Source organism: Erythrobacter sp. JB1-15 (genome assembly GCF_057365035.1).
The window spans coordinates 2,757,636-2,775,134 of record NZ_CP200295.1 but is presented as its reverse complement, the minus strand read 5'-3'; the positions used below and the strand labels follow the sequence as shown (position 1 = coordinate 2,775,134).

Below are 17,499 nucleotides of genomic sequence, written 5' to 3'. Positions count from 1 at the left end.
TAAACCGCTCGCCATGTTTTTCAATTTTACAGACGAATTGCGCAGCGCAGGCATTGGCGCGAGTTTCAAAGAGCATTTGACGCTATTGGAAGCGCTGGATCGCGATGTGATCGATCAGACGCCCGAGGCGTTCTATTACCTATCCCGCGCGACTTTCGTAAAAGACGAAGGGATGCTCGATACGTTCGATCAGGTGTTCCACAAGGTGTTCAAGGGGATCATGGCCGATTACGGGCAGAACCCTGTCGACATCCCCGAAGACTGGCTGAAAGCGGTCGCCGAAAAATTCCTCTCCGAAGAGGAAATGGCCGAGATTGAAAAGCTGGGCGATTGGGACAAGATCATGGAGACGCTGAAAGAGCGTCTGGCCGAGCAGGAAAAGCGCCATCAGGGCGGCAATAAATGGATCGGCACGGGCGGCACATCCCCGTTCGGCAATTCCGGCTACAACCCCGAAGGCGTGCGTATTGGCGGAGAATCGAAGCACAAGCGCGCGATCAAAGTGTGGGAAAAGCGCGAGTTCAAGAACCTCGACAACACCAAGGAATTGGGCACGCGCAATATCAAAATGGCGCTGCGCCGCCTGCGCCGTTTCGCGCGCGAGGGCGCGCAGGATCAGCTCGATCTGGATGCCACGATCGAAGGGACCGCAAAACAAGGCTGGCTCGACATCCACATGCGCGCCGAACGCCGCAATGCGGTGAAACTGCTTCTGTTCCTCGATGTGGGCGGATCAATGGACCCGTTCATCAAGCTGGTCGAAGAATTGTTCAGCGCGGCCACGGCTGAGTTCAAAAACCTCGAATTTTTCTACTTCCACAACTGCCTTTATGAAGGCGTGTGGAAAGACAACAAACGCCGCTGGCAGGAACGCACCAAGACATGGGACGTGCTCCACAAATACGGCCACGATTACAAAGTGGTGTTCGTGGGCGATGCCGCGATGAGCCCCTATGAAATCACCCATGCAGGCGGCAGCGTCGAACATATGAACGAAGAAGCGGGCGTCACCTGGATGAAACGGGTGACAGACACCTACCCCGCAACCGTATGGCTAAACCCCGTCCCCGAAAAGCAATGGGGCTATTCACAATCAACCAAGATGATGAAAGAGCTGGTGAATGACCGGATGTACGGCCTGACGCTCGATGGCTTAGACGAAGCGATGCGGGAGCTTAGTCGCAAGCAGGGGCATTGAGCCGGGAGTTCATGGGAATCCACTCAATGAAGAACATCCAAGTCATCGACGGTGCGACAAACGCGACGTTCAGTATTTTTCAAGCGACGGATGAAGAGTTCGAGATCATCTTTCCGTCAGGGCGAGAAATGGAAATTGCTGACGATTTCGTGCAGCGAGTGGGAAAAAACGAAGCGGGTAAAGTGTTAAGCCTAGTTTGGCAATGTCCGATCCTAAAACGCGATGCTGATGGCATTCATGGAACGCTATTTTTTGACGGTGATACCAGACGTAAACACCTTCCGCATTCCGGCTTGGAAATCGACTGGGATGAGCGCTATATCAATGAAGCGCAACGCAAGCTGTTCGCTGCCAATCGGTGACACCATGATCGCCGACAAATCTACAAAACAAGCTCCATCCTTCCCTTGCCAAGGCTAATTTTTCAAATGGGTTAAGAGGGTCTTCGCGCCCTTTCGTCATCCCGGACTGGCCTGCACCGAACTGAACCGGCGATGCGAGCACCGGCTTGTTAGCTTCGGGCTAGCTACACAGATCGCGAAAAATGGGCTATAATGCTGTGATCATAGGAGGTTCGTATGCGCGTTATATTGGCCTGTGTTTCAGGACTCGTTCTGATCGGAGCCGATGACGGCTTGCACCTCGCCGATGATGCGCAATCCGCGCCGCTGGATGAGAAAAACGCGCCCATTGAGGCGGCGGCAAATGGTGCGGCTGAGCTTGATAGTGACGGGCTCGATGAAGCGGCCAGTGCGGCCCTGCGCGAAGTGCTGGATGCCAATGAATGCGGCGATCAGATTACCAAAGCGCGCTCCGATGCCCGGCAGCCGCAATTGGAGCGCGAACCCGCATCGCCTGACAAACCTTTTCTGATCTATGCCGTGGACCGGAAAGAGAACGGCTGTTCAGTTATGGTGATGATTGGCGACACAGAAGATATTCGAGCGCTTCCTTCACACAGCACAGAGCCGTTGCAGATCATTCCGGCAGCGGGCGAGTAAGCGCAAGGCTATCCGACAGGCGCAAAGCCGAATGCACTTGCTTGCTCTTTTCACTGTCTGAGGCGAAATAGGCTCGCATGACGAACACTATTTCGGCCGCTCTCCTGCGCCAGACCGGCGGGCATCACGCCCCTTATGACAGTTCAGCACCGCTCGCCATTACTGAGCTGCAACTGGCGCCGCCAAAGCCCGGCGAATTGCTCGTGCGGATTGATGCAGCCGGTCTGTGTCACAGCGATCTGTCTGTGATTGATGGCAATCGCCCTCGCCCGATGCCGATGGCATTGGGACACGAAGCGGCTGCTACGGTGATCCAAACAGGTGATCCTGACGAGCGCGATTTCTCCCCGGGCGACAAGGGTGTGCTGGTGTTCTTGCCGAGCTGCGGGGCCTGCCCAAAATGCGCCAGCGGCGAAGGGTATTTGTGCCCCAATGGCGCGGCGGCCAACGGCAAGGGCGAATTGCTCAACGGCGGCTCGCGGCTCAGCTGCTGCGATGAAACGGTGCATCACCATTTGGGCGTATCGGCCTTTGCTGATCACGCCGTCATCGACAAACGCAGCGCGGTCAAGATTGACGATGATATCGCGCCCGAAATTGCCGCTTTGTTCGGGTGTGCGGTGCTGACGGGTGTGGGCGCTGTGTTCAACACCGCGCAGGTGAAACCGGGGGAATCGGTGCTGATCTACGGTTTGGGCGGCGTCGGGCTTTCTGCGCTGTTGGGCGCTCTTGCGGCAGGGGCCAACCCGGTGGCAGCGGTCGATCCTTCGCCTGAAAAGCGCGCGCTGGCGGCCGAGCTAGGCGCTGCCAAAACGGCCGCGCCTGATGATGATGACGCGTTGTTCGGCGCGGATGTGGTGATCGAAACCGCCGGCAAAGCTGCTGTTTTAAGCCGCGCTTACGAGGCCGCCGCGCGCGGCGGGCGGATCATAACCGTCGGATTGCCGCATCCTGATGAAAAGCTTGATATTTCCGCGCTGTCTCTGGTGGCCGATGGGAAGACCTTGCAGGGCAGCTATATGGGATCGTGCATCCCATCGCGCGATATTCCGCGTTTTATCGGGCTTTGGAAAGCAGGCCGATTGCCGGTTGAAAAACTGCTCACATCAGTCAGCCCATTGAGCGAGATTAACACGCTGATGGATATGCTGGCGGCGGGCGAAGCGGTGCGGCAAATCGTGGTGCCCGATCACTCTTAATAAAGCAAATGCGGCTTAACCGTCTGCACCCATGCGGCCTCATCCGCTGAGGCAATCGCATCAAGATCGCCCGGCACGGCTTCGGGATTATCCACCCATTCGCGCAAAGACGGCCCGCCATTGATGACATCAATCGCCAGCACGTCGTTCGTGTATTCATATTTGAAATCGGTGCCGCGCCACAGCTCGTAATCGGGGTAAAGCTGGCGGATCGCTTTGAACGCGAGCGCTTGCATTCGCCATGGTTTGAACGTGTCGTGTACATAATGCGGCCCCTCGGCATGCACCATCAGCGCGTTGCACAATTGGCCGGTGTGTTTGTGAAAGGTCGGCTCAAACCAGCAATCGCGCACGGCGGCCCCTGCGCACCATTCGCCCGCGATGCGCTGCATTTGGGCTCGCACTGCGCCTGCATCAATATCGGGCGCGCCGAATAGCACTTCCAGGGGGCGCGTGGTGCCTCTCCCCTCGCTCACGGTCGCGCCCTCGATCATCACCGTGCCCGCATAACAGCGCGCCATATTGATGCTGGCGGCGTTGGGGGATGGGTTGATCCACACGCGGGTTTGCGGCCAGCCATGCCCTTCCCCGTCGGGCTGCCACCCCGACATCGCGATGACGCGGTAATCCACATCGAGGCCGAAATGATCGGTAAACCAGTGGCCCATCTCTCCCAGGGTCAAACCGTGGCGCATGGGCATGGGCGCAGCGCCCACAAAGCTTTCATGCCCCGGAACCAGCAAAGTCCCCTCGACCGGGCGGCCAGCGGGATTGGGCCGGTCCAGCACCCAGACGGTTTTGCCTGCCTTGGCGGCCTCTTCGAGCAGGTAAAGCAGAGTTGTGACAAAGGTGTAGATGCGGCAGCCAAGGTCTTGCAAATCAAACAGAAAAACATCGGCAGATGCCATCATTTCGGGCGTGGGGCGGCGCACCTCACCATACAGGCTGAAGACAGGGATGCCGTATTTTGCATCCACCTCGTCATGGGTTTCGACCATATTGTCCTGCTTGTCGCCTTTAAGCCCGTGCTGCGGGCCGAACGCGCTGGTGACATTCACTCCCGCCGCAATCAGCGCGTCGAGCGAATGGGTGAGGTCTGCCGTCACGCTCGCCGGATGGGCGATAAGAGCGGTTCGCTTGCCCTCCAATTCGCCGAGCAATTGCGGGTCAGCCAAAAGGCGGTCGATGCCGAAAGTCACACGCGTCATAAGGAGCGAAGTGGCGCAGGCGCTCGCCAAAGGCAATGGCCTTTGCGCCTCGAACAGCGTATTGCCGGGATTATGGATTACACCGCGCTCACTTTCGCATTGCTTTACGGCATTGGCCTCAATGTCGCAGGAGGGCTGCTTACCGATATTGGCGAATGGTACGAAGCGCTGGAGAAACCGTGGTTTCAGCCGCCCGGCTGGGCCTTTGGTCCGGCATGGACGATAATTCTGGGGCTGGCCGGATGGGCGCTGTATATTGGCTGGACTGAGGCGGGAAGCCCGGCGCAGTTTGGCGCGGTCGCCGCTGCGTTTGGCGTGAATGCGGTGCTGCATTTCCTGTGGTCGCCGCTGTTTTTCACGTTCAAGCGGCCGGACTGGTCATTTATCGAGAATTTCGCGCTGATAACGTCGTGCGCTGCGCTGATTGTGGTGCTTGCGCCTGTCTCGGCCTTGGCGGCGTGGCTGATTGTGCCCTATCTTGTGTGGACGTGTTTTGCGCAGGCGATCAATTATGCGGTTGTCAAAAAGAACGGACCGTTTGGCAGGAACAGCGCCGAAGCTTAACGCTCCACAATCATCTGGCGGCACGCCTCTGAGTGGAACTCCGGCTTACCCGGCCCAAATGCGAGCGCCCAGAATTGCAAGCCTCCATCAGCGTGTTCGACAATGGCGTTGAGCGCCACTTGCGCCGGGGCCGGCAATTCGCTGGCGATGCTGGCTTTCAAAACCAGCTCATCATCCGAATGCGAGCATGACAGCGCAATCGCATCCACCGGCGCATCGCGCATCCCTTCGCGGAACGCGTCAAAATCATAACATGCCCAGCGCGAGGATGGGGACAGATTAAACTCGCGGTAGGAAGTACCGCCAATGGGCTGCCAGAAGATTTCAAAGCACGTCGTCTTCCACAGATTGTCCATCCGCTCAGATGGGCTGAGCGCGGGCACTTCGATCCCCGCAATCCGCCCATCAAGGCGAAATTCCGCCTCGCACCCCTCTGGCGTCGCTTTAAGCGCAGCGGTTACCGCGCGGATGGGGCCAAGATCGCAGGTCTGGTGGAGCATCAAGGGTTGCATGGCCGCTCCTATCGGACATGCGGATCATCTGGGCAAGTCACTTCCCCACCCGCCCCTGCGCTGTTAAGCGCTCAGCCTTATGACACATGCATACGAATCCGATCTGCTGCGCCTGCTCGAAAGCCGCGGCTATATCCACCAGATCACCGATCCCGGCGCGCTCGATCAGCTCGCCGCAAAGCAGGTCGTGCCCGGATATATCGGCTTTGATGCGACCGCGCCCAGCCTGCATGTCGGCAGCCTGGTGCAGATCATGATGCTGCGCCGATTGCAGCAGACGGGGCACAAACCCATCGTCGTGATGGGCGGCGGAACGACCAAGATCGGCGATCCATCGGGCAAGGATGAGAGCCGCCAGATGCTGACCCCTGACATGATCGACCAGAACATTGCCAGCATTCGCACCGTGTTTGAAAAACTGCTCACCTTTGGCGATGGGCCAACGGATGCCATTATGGTCAACAATGATGAATGGCTGTCTGCGCTCGGCTATGTCGAGTTGCTGCGCGATGTGGGGCCGCATTTCACGATCAACCGGATGCTGACTTTCGATTCTGTCCGGCTGAGGCTGGACCGCGAGCAGCCGCTGACATTCCTTGAGTTCAATTACATGATCCTTCAGGCTTATGATTTTGTTGAGCTGGGCCGCCGGTATGATTGCCGCTTGCAAATGGGCGGCAGCGATCAGTGGGGCAATATCGTCAATGGCATGGAATTGGGCCGCCGGATGGAAGGGCGCGGCCTGTTCGGGCTCACCACGCCTTTGCTGACAACGGCGGATGGAGCCAAAATGGGCAAGACCGCATCGGGCGCCGTCTGGCTGAACGAAGACGCCCTGCCCGCCTATGATTTCTGGCAATATTGGCGCAACTCAGATGACCGCGATGTCGGCCGCTTTCTGCGGTTGTTCACCGATATACCGCTCGATGAGATTGCGAGGCTGGAGGCTTTGGAAGGCGCGGAGATTAACGAGGCAAAGACGGTGCTTGCCAATGCGGTCACCGATCTTGTGCGCGGGGAAGATGCCGCCAAAGCAGCCGAGGCAACCGCGCGCGAAACCTTTGCAGGCAGCGGCGTGGGCGAAGATCTGCCAACCATCAGCGTGGGCGAAGACGGCAAACGCATCGGCGCCGTTTTGACCGAGATTGGTTTCACCGCATCTAACAAAGAGGCGAAGCGCAAGCTGGCCGAGGGGGCCGTGAAACTGGATGGCGACACCGTGAGTGACGCAGGCCATCTGGTGACCGCCGCTGATGGTCAGACCATCCGGTTAAGCCTGGGTAAGAAGAAACACGGGCTTATCACGCGTTAAAATTCTAACCCTACCGCGCCTATCGCGGGCGGCCATGCTTGCCCGGCACAACCTTTCTGCGCCTGTTTTACCAATTATCAGCCTTTTTCCTGCACTAGGAGATATTGGCGTTTTAGTTGGAGGGTGAAACCCCGTGTCTGCCGGAGCAAATTTAAGCGTAACCGATATGCGCCGGGCGACCCGTCACCCGGTCGATTTCCCGGCTATCGTGGAACACAACACGCATGGCGATCTCAGCGTGCATGTCTGCAATATGTCCGCCCATGGTTTTATGATTGATGATGCCCACAGCATCGCACGCGGCGACCGCGTGATCATTCGCCTGCCGATTGTTGGCCGGATCGAAGCCTATGCAATGTGGTGTCATGAAGAACGCGCCGGATTTCAATTTGAGCGCATCATCCGGCTTGATGATTTCATGACCATTATTGACGGCCTTCAGCCTAATCCGCGCCTGCGCAAAAAACGCTAAAGCGCTTCTTCGCACACGCCGGTTAAGTGCAAGCGGAACACGGCGCCGCTTGGCATAAGCCTGCCCGCCTGCCATGGGCGATGAGTGACTTCCGCTCAGCCCGCCCATCCCATCCAGATCCATAATTTTCGCAGTTACCTGACATCGCGTTTTGCGATGACATTGGGTCAATATGCGATGATCCTGATTATTGGCTGGCAGGTTTACAATCTGTCACGCGATGCGGGGATGTCGATTGCCGCTGCATCGGGGCAATTGGCGCTGATTGGCCTGTTGCAATTTGTGCCGCTGTTCCTGCTCACTCCGTTTACCGGGCTTGCCGCAGACAGATTTGATCGCCGAACCATCGGATCTATCACCATCCTGCTGCAATTGGCCTGCGCGGGGGCCTTGTGGTGGTTTACCGCCAATGATGGGATCACCCTGCCCGTGCTTTACGGCGTGGCGATTGTGCTGGGCATTGCGCGCGGATTTGCCGGGCCTGCTTTGTCCGCGCTTGCCCCAAATCTGGTGCCCAAAACGCTGCTTCCCACTGCCATCGCCGTTTCCACAGTCGCCTGGCAGGTTGGCACGATCTTGGGCGCAGCTTTGGGCGGGTATCTTTATTCGATCACGCCCGCTTTGCCCTATGCTGTGTCTGCCGGATTGTTCACACTAGGATTTATCGCGCTCAACCTGGTGGGCAAAGTGGCGCAGCCTATCTTGCGCAAAGATGTGCGGCCCATCGGCCAGATCATTGATGGAATGCGCTATGTCGTGCGCAACAAAATGGTGCTGGGCGCGATCACGCTTGATCTGTTTGCGGTGTTTTTGGCAGGCGCGAATGCGCTGCTGCCTGTCTTTGCCCGCGATATCTTGCAAACAGGCTCCACCGGCCTTGCCCAATTGGCAATGGCACCGGGCATCGGTGCGGGGCTGGTCGCGGCGTATTTTTCGTTTAGGCCGCTCAAAACCAATGTCGGCCCCAAAATGCTGGGCGCGGTGTTGGTGTTCGGGATTGCGACGATTGTCTTTGCCTTTTCCAAGATCATGGCGCTCAGCCTTGCCATGCTGCTTATTATTGGGGCCGCCGATATGTTCAGCGTCTATGTTCGCCAATCGCTGATCCAGCTGCACACGCCGGATGAAAAGCGCGGGCGCGTATCTTCTGTGTCGATGATGACCATCAGCGCATCGAACGAGGGCGGCGATGCGTTTTCGGGCGCTTTGGCATTCCTGATCGGTCCGGTCGCCGCATTGGTGGCAGGCGGCGCGGGCGCGATTGGTATCGTTTTGTTATGGAGCCGAATATTTCCTGTATTGCGGACAACGAAAACCTTCGATCCCCCCACTGACCTAACAGAGCAAGACCTGCTAGAACCCGATCAAACACCATCATCCAAGGGAGCCTGATATGAAAGCTGCAAGCATCCTCGAAACCATTGGCAACACTCCGCATATTCGCCTGTCGCGGCTGTTCCCCAATCATGAAGTGTGGCTGAAATCAGAACGGTCAAATCCCGGCGGATCAATCAAGGATCGCATCGCCTTGGCCATGGTCGAAGATGCAGAAGCATCGGGTAAACTTGCCCCCGGCGGCACGATTGTTGAACCCACCAGCGGCAATACCGGCATTGGCCTTGCCATGGTTGCCGCGGTCAAGGGATACAAACTGGTGCTGGTCATGCCTGAAAGCATGTCGGTTGAACGCCGCCGCCTGATGCTTGCTTACGGCGCGAGCTTTGATTTGACGCCCAAGGAAAAGGGCATGAAGGGCGCGATCGAACGCGCGTCTGAGCTGGTGGACAGCACGCCGGGTGCATGGATGCCGAGCCAGTTTGAAAACGGGGCTAACCCCGCCGTGCATGCGCGCACCACGGCGCAGGAAATTCTCACCGATTTCGCCGATAGCCCGATTGATGTGATGATAACGGGCGTTGGCACAGGCGGGCATTTGACCGGCTGCGCAGAAGAGCTGAAAAAGCACTGGGCCGGTTTCAAAGCCTATGCGGTCGAACCCGAAGCATCCCCCGTGATCGGAGGCGGACAGCCCGGCCCGCATCCCATTCAAGGGATCGGCGCGGGCTTTATTCCCGAGAACCTCCACACCGATGCGATTGATGGCGCGGTCGCGGTGAATGCCGATGATGCCAAGGAAATGGCCCGCCGCGCTGCGGCAGAGGAAGGGATGCTGATCGGCATATCATCGGGCGCAACCTTGGCCGCGATTGCGAAGAAGCTGGCGGATCTGGACGCAGGCGCGCGGGTGATGGGCTTTAACTATGACACGGGCGAGCGGTATCTGTCGGTGCCCGATTTCCTGCCGGTGGAATAAGGGGTTCTTGGTTGTCAGTGCGCAGGCCCGTGTAGGGCCGTGTAGGAAGCGATTTTCCTACATGGCGGTGCGCTGTTATGTTTGACGCGGGCGTTTCTGTGCCTGAAGCGGCGGAAGGATTGCGCGCGCGGCCCACCTCCCCCACTCGAAAAGTCACTCTCCCGAGAATGTACTTCGTCAACCAGAAAGGCGCGGCAGAATCGGAAATGACGGCGCAAAAAAGGCCCGGCAAGTGGTAACCTACCGGGCCTTTTTGGTAGGGTGAAATCGGGGTTTAGGCCGCGGTCGAAAACGCCTCTTGCGGCAGAGCCATCATGTGATCGCTACCCGCCTCAAGCTTGCGCCTCAAAGCGCCAGCATCCGGCAAAAAGCGTTCGGCATAATACGCAGCGGTGGTAAGTTTCGCCTCATAATAAGCCGCATCGGAAGGAGCGTTTTCCAAAGCTGATTTGGCAACCTTCGCCATTTTGAGCCACATGAAACCAAGCGTCACAATGCCCATGATATGCATGTAATGATGCGCGCCGGCGCCCAGGTGATTGGGGTTCGCCATAGCGTTCTGCATGAACCACATCGTGGCCGCTTTTTGTTCGCCCAGTGCCTTTTCAAGCTTGCCCGCCATATCGGCCAAACCGTCCACCTGCTTGGCAGAAGCGATCTCTTCATCAACCGCAGCAAAGAACGCCTGCACAGCGCGCCCACCATTCGACGCCAGCTTGCGCCCGCAAAGGTCCATCGCCTGAACGCCATTGGTCCCTTCGTAGATCATGGCAATCCGGCTATCGCGCACGAACTGCTCCATGCCCCATTCCTTGACATAGCCATGCCCGCCATAAACCTGCTGCATGTTGTTCGCGATGTCATAGCCCTTGTCGGTGCCATAGCCTTTGATCACCGGGGTCATCAGGCTGATAAGGTCGTCGGCCAACTGGCGTTCTTCCTCGGTTTGCGCCTTGTGGCTCAGGTCAACTTGCAAAGCGCCCCAAAGGCACAAAGCCCGCATCCCTTCGTTAAACGCTTTGGCATCCATCAGCATCCGCCGCACATCGGGGTGCACGAAAATGGGATCAGCCTGCGCCTCCTTGTCAGCCGGCCCCGTCAAAGCGCGGCCCTGACGGCGGTCCAGCGCATAGGTGACAGCGTTCTGATAAGCGACCTCGGCCTGGGCAAGCCCTTGCAAGCCCACGCCCAAGCGCGCCGCGTTCATCATCACAAACATGGCAGCGAGGCCCTTGTTCTCCTCACCAACCATCCAGCCTTTTGCACCATCGTAATTGAGAACGCAGGTGGCGTTGCCGTGAATGCCCATCTTCTTCTCGATAGAACCGCAGGAGACGCCATTGCGCTCACCCGGCTCGCCATTTTCATCGAGGATGAATTTCGGCACGACGAAAAGCGAAATCCCTTTTGAGGAATCCGGCGCACCTGGCGTTTTGGCCAGCACCAGATGGATTATGTTGCTGGTGAGGTCATGCTCGCCGGCCGAAATGAAGATCTTGGTGCCAGTGATAGCATACGAACCGTCACCCTGAGGTTCGGCTTTGGTGCGGATCATGCCCAGATCGGTGCCGCAATGCGGCTCCGTCAGGTTCATCGTGCCGGACCATTCGCCCGAAACCATTTTCGGCAGATAGGTTTCTTTCAATTCCTGACTACCCGCAGCTTGAAGAGCAGCCGCAGCGCCCCCGGTCAGGCCGGGATACATCGCAAACGCCTGATTGGCGGTGCCGATATATTCTTCAAACGCAAAGCCCATTACGTGCGGGAGGCCTTGTCCGCCAAACTCTTCGGGAGCGGTCAAAGTCGTCCAACCCGCTTCAACCAGCTGATCATAGGCGCCTTTGAAACCATCAGGCGTAGTCACCGAACCATCATCATGGCGCGTACACCCTTGCTCATCCCCAATCTGATTGAGCGGTGCGAGCACTTCTGAACAAAACTTACCGGCTTCATTCACGACAGTGTCGATCATATCCTGTGAAGCGTTTTCAAAGCCCGGCAAATTGCCATAGCTCGCAAGATCGAGCATTTCATTGATGATGAAACGCGTGTCGCGTGTGGGTGCAGTATAAGTTGGCATCACAAGATCCCTTCGTGAAAAGTTGTTTTAACTGGGTAATGACGGCGCGGTTTAGCCAAGATCAAGCTGCTCAATCTCGGTGACAAATTGTGACAATTCTTTGATCGACGATTCAATATCAGCCCGTTGGGCCTTCAATTTGGCAATGTGCGTCTTGCATTTTTCAATGGTGACTCGTCTTTGCTCAACCCGGCCATCGTCGAGGTCATAAAGATCGATCATCTCACGAATTTCAGTGAGGCTAAACCCGACATTCTTGGCGCGCATAATCCAGGCAAGCCGCGCTCGATCTCGTTTTGAATAAACACGCGTCAAACCGACCCGCGCTGGGCTGATAAGCCCCTCATCTTCATAAAAGCGCAAAGCACGTGCGGTGCAGCCGAACTCACCCGTTAAATCGGAAATTGTGAATTGCTCACGTTCCTGTTCATCGGGTGTATCAAGATGCGCGCGGTTCTGGCGGATTTCTCCACCGCCAGCTTGCGTTTGATCGGTACGAAGTGGTGCTGTAGCCATAACGCCCAACTACCTTACCTTTACGTGAGCGTCAAGTCTTTACCTTCACGAGAGTTGGGCTAGCACCTCCGACCGCCTCAAGTCGTCGGTAGAAACAGCTTGTGCGCCCGGTATGACAGGTTGGTCCGGCAGGCTTGGCCATGATAACCAGCGCGTCCTGATCGCAATCGACGTGTATCTCTACCACGTGCAGCAGATTGCCCGAGGTCTCCCCCTTTTTCCACAAGTCACTGCGTGACCTCGACCAAAAATGCACCTCCCCGCTCGATAGCGTTGCATCGAGCGCTTGTGCATTCATGTAAGCCACAACCAGAACCACTTTTGTATCCGCATCCACTACGACCGCGGTGAGCAAACCATTGGCATCAAATTTTGGAGCGAACGCAGAGCCCTCTTCGCGCTCTGATGTGGTAAGAACGTTTTCGATGGTCATCGGTGTGTCTCTCGTGTTTTGAAAATACAGCTGCGCATCAGACCCATGACAATGAGCAACCCGTTCCTGAACCATTTGAAAATTTGCGTCCAGTGGACTTCCTCATGCGATTGGTTGTTGCACGATAACCACATTAACGGTTCAAAATCGGACAAGTGGCTAAATTCGACTTCCGATTTTGACAAGCTGATGGGACAAGGCACTCAAGGATGCCCTAGGGTATTCTTCAACCGAACAACGGCCTTTCGGCCAGGTTCAGGGGGTGATCGGCGGCGAACTGGCAGCGGGGTGTCAGCGCAGCTGATTGAACGACAAGGATAGGATCCTGATGGCGAAGTTAGGGGGTCGCCGTCTGAGCTCTTCATGAGCGGATCCATACCATTTCGTCACGTGGCGCCCGGGGTCGTAATGGCCCCGGGCGTTTCGAATTTTATGGCTAGGCTGCGGCGTCAGGCCGGTACTTGCACCGTTGAAGTGTTGCCCTAACCATCCCTAACCCGCGCAAAACACGCGATGCGCACCGACCGGGCACCGCCCTCCAGCAAGGCGGCAATGCAAGCATTGCTGGTCGCTCCACTGGTGAGCACATCATCAACCAGGATAACGTTGCGCCCTTTTACTTTCCGGCCAGATCCAGACCCCAAATGAATGGCTCCGGCCAATGCGGCCTTGCGCTCGTCCTTGCCTAAGCCGCCCAGCGAAGGGGTGCGCTTGCGCCTCTGCAGCCCGCCGACGAGCAGTTCACCGTGCCCCCGCTGTGCCAGCTCCTTTGCAAGCAGCGCCGCCTGATTGTACCCGCGCTGCCACAAACGCATCCGGTGTAGCGGGACGGGAACCAATAGCGGCAGATCGTTGCCATCGGGCGGCGGCATGCGTGAGGCCATGATCTGGCCTAGCAGCTTTGCCAGAGTGATTTTGCCGCCATGCTTGAACGTCAGAATCAGCTTGCGCGAGATATCGTTATATACCGTGGCAGCCATCACCGCGCCGTGGTCGCCTGTATCAGAGGGGAACTCAATCTCGCTCCAGCATTCGGGGCATAAGCCGCCTTGCTGTGCCACCGCAGCCCCGCATGACGGGCAACGCGGTGGATAGACCAAGTCCACCAACGGCTGCATGCCATGCGATATATGCGCTGCAATCCCCATCACGCATGGTCTCGCACGGCTTGCGCATTCCTGGCAAGCACGGCAGGGCGCATTTTATGCCAGCGGACACCATCCCGAACATCTTTGATCCCAACCGGCGCATCGCGCGGCACCAGCGGGCTTTACAGTTAAGCCAGCGTGATGATCCAGCAAACTGGCTCGATACCGATATGGCAGAAGACCTGCTGGACCGGGCCGATTTCATGCAGCTTGCCGGAGGGCAAGCTTTGATCTTGGGCGACATTTCGGCCGCGCTCGCCCCGCAATTGGAACGCCGCGGGCTAACTGCGCAAATCTCTCATCCCGGCCAATTCGATGAAGAGCAGCCCTGGCCGAATGCTCCCCAAGATTACATCTTCGCAATCCGGACGTTTAGCACGCTCAATGATCTTCCCGGCAGCCTCATTCATTTGCGCGGCGCGCTTGCGCCTGATGGCATAGCCTTTGCCCAAATCCTCGGCGCAGGCACGCTGTCTACCCTGCGCGCCATCATGATCGAGGCGGATGGTGAGCGGCCCGCAGCGCGCATCCATCCGCAGATCGACAACGCTTCGGCCTCTGCCCTCCTCCAACGCGCTGGCTTTTCGCGCCAGGTGGTGGACAGCCGCATTCTCACCGTGCGCTTTTCCAGTTTTGAGCGCATGATCCAGGATCTGCGTAACCAGGCGCTAACCGGGATTTTGGCCGATCGTCCCAAACCGCTTACCAAAGCCGGTTTAGCTCGGGCCAAGGCGGCCTTTGACGCTCGGCGCGACACCGATGGAAAGGTCAGTGAGACCTTTACCATCCTTGCGCTTACCGCGTGGAAGTAGGGGAGCTAGTTCTGCTTTGCCGCCGCATTCTCGGCCAATGCCGCTTGCGCCGCAGCTAGCCGCGCAATTGGCACACGGTAAGGCGAGGCGCTTACGTAATCGAGCCCAACGCTTTCACAAAACGCAATGCTGGCCGGATCGCCGCCATGCTCTCCGCAAATGCCAAGCTTGATATCGGGCCGCGTCATCCGTCCGCTGGTTGCTGCCATATCGACCAATTGGCCAACCCCTTCGACATCAAGACTGACAAACGGATCGCGCGCGAAGATGCCTTTTTCGACATAGGGTGCGAGGAACTTGGCCGAATCGTCCCGGCTGACACCTAGAGTGGTCTGTGTGAGGTCATTGGTGCCAAAGCTGAAGAACTCGCCCTCTTCCGCGATTTCGCCCGCCATCAGCGCAGCGCGCGGCAGTTCGATCATGGTGCCAACAAGATAGGCAACCTCAGCGCCCTGCTCCTCAAACACCGTTTTGGCCACCCGGTCCACCAGCTCGCGCAGGATTGCCAGCTCTTTGCGAGTCGCAACAAGCGGGATCATGATCTCTGGCAAAGGCGCTTTACCGCTGGCCTTTTGCACCGCGCACACAGCTTCAAAGATGGCGCGCGCCTGCATTTCGTAGATCTCGGGGAAAGTGATGCCCAATCGGCAACCGCGGTGCCCCAGCATCGGGTTGAATTCGTGCAGCTCATCCGCGCGCCGTTTCAGGTGATCAACGCCCAGCCCTGTCGCATCAGCAAGCTCGGCAAAGTCCTCGTCCCGCGTGGGCAAGAACTCATGCAAAGGCGGGTCCAGCAGCCGGATCGTGCATGGCAGGCCTGCCATCACTTCGAAGATCGAGGTGAAGTCCGCGCGCTGTTCAGGAAGCAACTGGTCCAGCGCCGCGCGCCGCCCCGCGTCATCTTCTGCAAGGATCATCTGGCGCACCGCCTTGATCCGGCCAGCATCGAAGAACATGTGCTCTGTCCGGCAAAGCCCAATGCCTTCTGCTCCAAACTGCCGCGCAATCGTGCAATCCGCCGGTGTTTCCGCATTGGTGCGCACGCGCATTCGGCGGCTGCTATCTGCCCATTCCATCAACGTGCCAAAGTCACCAACAAGCTCAGGCTCCACCGTGGGCACAATGCCCAGCATCACCTGGCCATTAGCGCCATCAAGCGTGATTTCATCGCCTTCTTTCAGCTCCTTAGAACCGATGCGCAAGGTCCGCGCTTTCCGATCAATTGCGACGCCGTTTGCGCCCGAAACACAAGGACGCCCCATACCGCGCGCCACAACCGCAGCATGGCTCGTCATACCGCCTCGCGCTGTCAGGATGCCTTGGGCTGCATGCATGCCATGAATGTCCTCGGGCGAGGTTTCGACCCGGACCAGAATGACCTTATCGCCGCGCCCTGCCCATTGCTCTGCCGTATCCGCATCAAGCACGATTTTGCCCGCCGCAGCGCCAGGAGACGCAGGCAGACCCGATGTCATCACATCGCGGTCCGCTTTGGGGTCAAGCGTTGGGTGAAGCAGTTGATCGAGCGCCATCGGGTCAATCCGCGCAACAGCCTCTTCTTTGGTGATGAGCCCTTCGCCCACCATTTCCACAGCCATGGTCAGCGCCGCTTTCGCGGTTCGCTTGCCAGATCGCGTTTGCAGCATCCACAGCTTGCCGCGTTCCACGGTGAACTCGATATCCTGCATATCGCGGTAGTGGTTTTCAAGCAGGTCAAACACCCGCGCCAATTCCCCGTAAGCATCGGGCATCGCCTCTTCCATGCTCAGCGGCTTGGCCCCTGCCAGATCGCGCGCGCGCTTCGTCAGGTATTGCGGCGTGCGGATGCCTGCGACCACGTCTTCGCCCTGTGCGTTGATGAGGTATTCGCCGTAATAGGCCCGCTCACCCGTTGCCGGATCGCGGGTAAAGGCAACGCCCGTCGCGCTCGTGTCGCCCATATTGCCGAACACCATCGCTTGCACATTGACCGCCGTGCCCCAATCGGCCGGGATGTCGTTCAAGCGGCGATAGACCTTCGCCCGGTCGCTGTCCCAGCTGTCGAACACAGCGGCAATTGCGCCCCACAACTGCTCTTTCACATCTTGCGGGAACGGCTTGCCCCATTCGCTTTCCACGATGCCTTTGAACTCTCCCACCAGAGTGCGCCATTCATCGGCTGAAAGCTCCGTATCGGCGTAATAGCCATTGTCTTCTTTGGCGATTTCCAGCGCTTCTTCGAACAGTCCGTGATCAAGGCCCAGCACCACATCTGAGTACATCTGGATGAACCGCCGGTAACTGTCCCAGGCAAAGCGTTCATCGCCGCTCGTTTGTGCCAGCCCTTCGACCGTTGCATCGTTGAGACCAAGGTTCAGCACCGTGTCCATCATGCCGGGCATCGACACCCGGGCACCTGATCGCACCGACACCAGCAGCGGATCACTGCTATCTCCAAAGCTCTTGCCCACGGCCTCTTCGATATGGGCAAGCGCGCAGACCACTTCGCCGCGCAGCTCTTCTGGGAAGTCTGCCCCTTCGCGCAGGTAACGCACGCTTTCCTCGGTCGTGATGGTGAAGCCGGGGGGCACAGGCAGGCCAATACTGGCCATTTCGGCAAGGTTCGCGCCTTTGCCGCCAGTGACTGTCTTGTCCTTTTGGCGAGCATCATCATGCTTGGCATTGCCGCCGAATGTGTAGACCGTTTTGACCATTATTGGGCTCTCTTTGGGATCGTTGGAGAGGGAGACA

The 17,499-nt window shown here is 57.9% G+C and carries 17 protein-coding genes; 10 read left to right on the top strand and 7 right to left on the bottom strand.

What is annotated here, in order from left to right; translation table 11 throughout:
- Positions 1 to 13: 13 nt before the first annotated feature.
- The 4 genes from AC0V6L_RS13395 to AC0V6L_RS13380 all read left to right on the top strand — a co-directional run bounded on the left by AC0V6L_RS13395 (position 14) and on the right by AC0V6L_RS13380 (position 3,398).
- Positions 14 to 1,198, top strand: coding sequence for a vWA domain-containing protein (locus tag AC0V6L_RS13395; RefSeq protein WP_486146121.1), 1,185 nt, complete (start codon positions 14 to 16; stop codon positions 1,196 to 1,198).
- Positions 1,199 to 1,224: 26 nt separating this feature from the next.
- Positions 1,225 to 1,560 carry a hypothetical protein gene (locus AC0V6L_RS13390; RefSeq protein WP_486154685.1) on the top strand — a complete coding sequence of 112 codons (336 nt, stop codon included), beginning with the start codon at positions 1,225 to 1,227 and terminating at the stop codon, positions 1,558 to 1,560.
- A 216-nt stretch (positions 1,561 to 1,776) separates the two neighbouring features.
- Positions 1,777 to 2,199, top strand: a complete 423-nt coding sequence (locus AC0V6L_RS13385; protein ID WP_486154684.1) for a hypothetical protein — start codon at positions 1,777 to 1,779, stop codon at positions 2,197 to 2,199.
- Between the two features lie 77 nt (positions 2,200 to 2,276).
- Positions 2,277 to 3,398, top strand: a complete 1,122-nt coding sequence (locus AC0V6L_RS13380; RefSeq protein ID WP_486154683.1) for a zinc-binding dehydrogenase — start codon at positions 2,277 to 2,279, stop codon at positions 3,396 to 3,398.
- Here the strand turns inward: AC0V6L_RS13380 and AC0V6L_RS13375 are convergent.
- A complete protein-coding gene (locus tag AC0V6L_RS13375) occupies positions 3,395 to 4,597 on the bottom strand; it encodes an exo-beta-N-acetylmuramidase NamZ family protein (protein WP_486155147.1) in 1,203 nt (400 codons plus the stop codon). The two genes, AC0V6L_RS13380 and AC0V6L_RS13375, sit on opposite strands and share 4 nt — an antisense overlap.
- 51 nt (positions 4,598 to 4,648) lie before the next feature.
- Between AC0V6L_RS13375 and AC0V6L_RS13370 the strand changes: the two genes are divergently transcribed.
- A complete protein-coding gene (locus tag AC0V6L_RS13370; protein WP_486154682.1) occupies positions 4,649 to 5,170 on the top strand; it encodes a TspO/MBR family protein in 522 nt (173 codons plus the stop codon).
- On the opposite strand, the gene AC0V6L_RS13365 is transcribed toward AC0V6L_RS13370, so the two are convergent.
- Positions 5,167 to 5,682, bottom strand: coding sequence for a DOMON domain-containing protein (locus AC0V6L_RS13365; protein ID WP_486154681.1), 516 nt, complete (start codon positions 5,680 to 5,682; stop codon positions 5,167 to 5,169). The two genes, AC0V6L_RS13370 and AC0V6L_RS13365, sit on opposite strands and share 4 nt — an antisense overlap.
- Before the next feature lie 79 nt (positions 5,683 to 5,761).
- Between AC0V6L_RS13365 and tyrS the strand changes: the two genes are divergently transcribed.
- The 4 genes from tyrS to cysK all read left to right on the top strand — a co-directional run bounded on the left by tyrS (position 5,762) and on the right by cysK (position 9,780).
- A complete protein-coding gene (tyrS, locus tag AC0V6L_RS13360; protein WP_486154680.1) occupies positions 5,762 to 6,994 on the top strand; it encodes a tyrosine--tRNA ligase in 1,233 nt (410 codons plus the stop codon).
- Positions 6,995 to 7,127: 133 nt separating this feature from the next.
- Positions 7,128 to 7,466 carry a PilZ domain-containing protein gene (locus tag AC0V6L_RS13355; RefSeq protein ID WP_486146107.1) on the top strand — a complete coding sequence of 113 codons (339 nt, stop codon included), beginning with the start codon at positions 7,128 to 7,130 and terminating at the stop codon, positions 7,464 to 7,466.
- Between the two features lie 84 nt (positions 7,467 to 7,550).
- The gene (locus AC0V6L_RS13350; protein ID WP_486154679.1) at positions 7,551 to 8,858 is read left to right on the top strand and encodes an MFS transporter; all 1,308 of its coding nucleotides are present in this window, start codon (positions 7,551 to 7,553) and stop codon (positions 8,856 to 8,858) included.
- A gap of 1 nt (position 8,859) precedes the next feature.
- Positions 8,860 to 9,780 carry a cysteine synthase A gene (cysK, locus tag AC0V6L_RS13345; RefSeq protein WP_486154678.1) on the top strand — a complete coding sequence of 307 codons (921 nt, stop codon included), beginning with the start codon at positions 8,860 to 8,862 and terminating at the stop codon, positions 9,778 to 9,780.
- Positions 9,781 to 10,054: 274 nt separating this feature from the next.
- Here the strand turns inward: cysK and AC0V6L_RS13340 are convergent, their stop codons facing one another.
- The 4 genes from AC0V6L_RS13340 to AC0V6L_RS13325 all read right to left on the bottom strand — a co-directional run bounded on the left by AC0V6L_RS13340 (position 10,055) and on the right by AC0V6L_RS13325 (position 13,957).
- Complete coding sequence (locus AC0V6L_RS13340; RefSeq protein ID WP_486154677.1) at positions 10,055 to 11,860, bottom strand: acyl-CoA dehydrogenase C-terminal domain-containing protein; 1,806 nt, start codon at positions 11,858 to 11,860, stop codon at positions 10,055 to 10,057.
- A 51-nt stretch (positions 11,861 to 11,911) separates the two neighbouring features.
- A complete protein-coding gene (locus tag AC0V6L_RS13335) occupies positions 11,912 to 12,376 on the bottom strand; it encodes a MerR family transcriptional regulator (RefSeq protein WP_486146099.1) in 465 nt (154 codons plus the stop codon).
- A gap of 31 nt (positions 12,377 to 12,407) precedes the next feature.
- Positions 12,408 to 12,809 (bottom strand): phosphoribosyl-AMP cyclohydrolase, encoded by a 402-nt coding sequence (gene hisI / locus AC0V6L_RS13330; RefSeq protein ID WP_486154676.1) that lies wholly within the window; start codon positions 12,807 to 12,809, stop codon positions 12,408 to 12,410.
- A gap of 482 nt (positions 12,810 to 13,291) precedes the next feature.
- Positions 13,292 to 13,957, bottom strand: coding sequence for a ComF family protein (locus AC0V6L_RS13325; RefSeq protein WP_486155146.1), 666 nt, complete (start codon positions 13,955 to 13,957; stop codon positions 13,292 to 13,294).
- A gap of 56 nt (positions 13,958 to 14,013) precedes the next feature.
- On the opposite strand from AC0V6L_RS13325, the gene AC0V6L_RS13320 reads away from it, so the two are divergent.
- Positions 14,014 to 14,769 (top strand): class I SAM-dependent methyltransferase, encoded by a 756-nt coding sequence (locus AC0V6L_RS13320; RefSeq protein WP_486154675.1) that lies wholly within the window; start codon positions 14,014 to 14,016, stop codon positions 14,767 to 14,769.
- A 5-nt stretch (positions 14,770 to 14,774) separates the two neighbouring features.
- Here the strand turns inward: AC0V6L_RS13320 and ppdK are convergent, their stop codons facing one another.
- On the bottom strand, positions 14,775 to 17,462 hold the full coding sequence (ppdK, locus tag AC0V6L_RS13315; protein WP_486154674.1) for a pyruvate, phosphate dikinase: 2,688 nt from the start codon (positions 17,460 to 17,462) through the stop codon (positions 14,775 to 14,777).
- Between the last annotated feature and the right edge of the window lie 37 nt (positions 17,463 to 17,499).

Coding starts and splice junctions, on each gene's coding strand:
- AC0V6L_RS13395 (WP_486146121.1), top strand. CDS start 14: ATGTTTTTCAATTTTACAGACGAATTGCGCAGCGCAGGCATTGGCGCG.
- AC0V6L_RS13390 (WP_486154685.1), top strand. CDS start 1,225: ATGAAGAACATCCAAGTCATCGACGGTGCGACAAACGCGACGTTCAGT.
- AC0V6L_RS13385 (WP_486154684.1), top strand. CDS start 1,777: ATGCGCGTTATATTGGCCTGTGTTTCAGGACTCGTTCTGATCGGAGCC.
- AC0V6L_RS13380 (WP_486154683.1), top strand. CDS start 2,277: ATGACGAACACTATTTCGGCCGCTCTCCTGCGCCAGACCGGCGGGCAT.
- AC0V6L_RS13365 (WP_486154681.1), bottom strand. CDS start 5,682: ATGCAACCCTTGATGCTCCACCAGACCTGCGATCTTGGCCCCATCCGC.
- tyrS (WP_486154680.1), top strand. CDS start 5,762: ATGACACATGCATACGAATCCGATCTGCTGCGCCTGCTCGAAAGCCGC.
- cysK (WP_486154678.1), top strand. CDS start 8,860: ATGAAAGCTGCAAGCATCCTCGAAACCATTGGCAACACTCCGCATATT.
- AC0V6L_RS13340 (WP_486154677.1), bottom strand. CDS start 11,860: ATGCCAACTTATACTGCACCCACACGCGACACGCGTTTCATCATCAAT.
- AC0V6L_RS13335 (WP_486146099.1), bottom strand. CDS start 12,376: ATGGCTACAGCACCACTTCGTACCGATCAAACGCAAGCTGGCGGTGGA.
- hisI (WP_486154676.1), bottom strand. CDS start 12,809: ATGACCATCGAAAACGTTCTTACCACATCAGAGCGCGAAGAGGGCTCT.
- AC0V6L_RS13325 (WP_486155146.1), bottom strand. CDS start 13,957: ATGGGGATTGCAGCGCATATATCGCATGGCATGCAGCCGTTGGTGGAC.
- AC0V6L_RS13320 (WP_486154675.1), top strand. CDS start 14,014: ATGCCAGCGGACACCATCCCGAACATCTTTGATCCCAACCGGCGCATC.
- ppdK (WP_486154674.1), bottom strand. CDS start 17,462: ATGGTCAAAACGGTCTACACATTCGGCGGCAATGCCAAGCATGATGAT.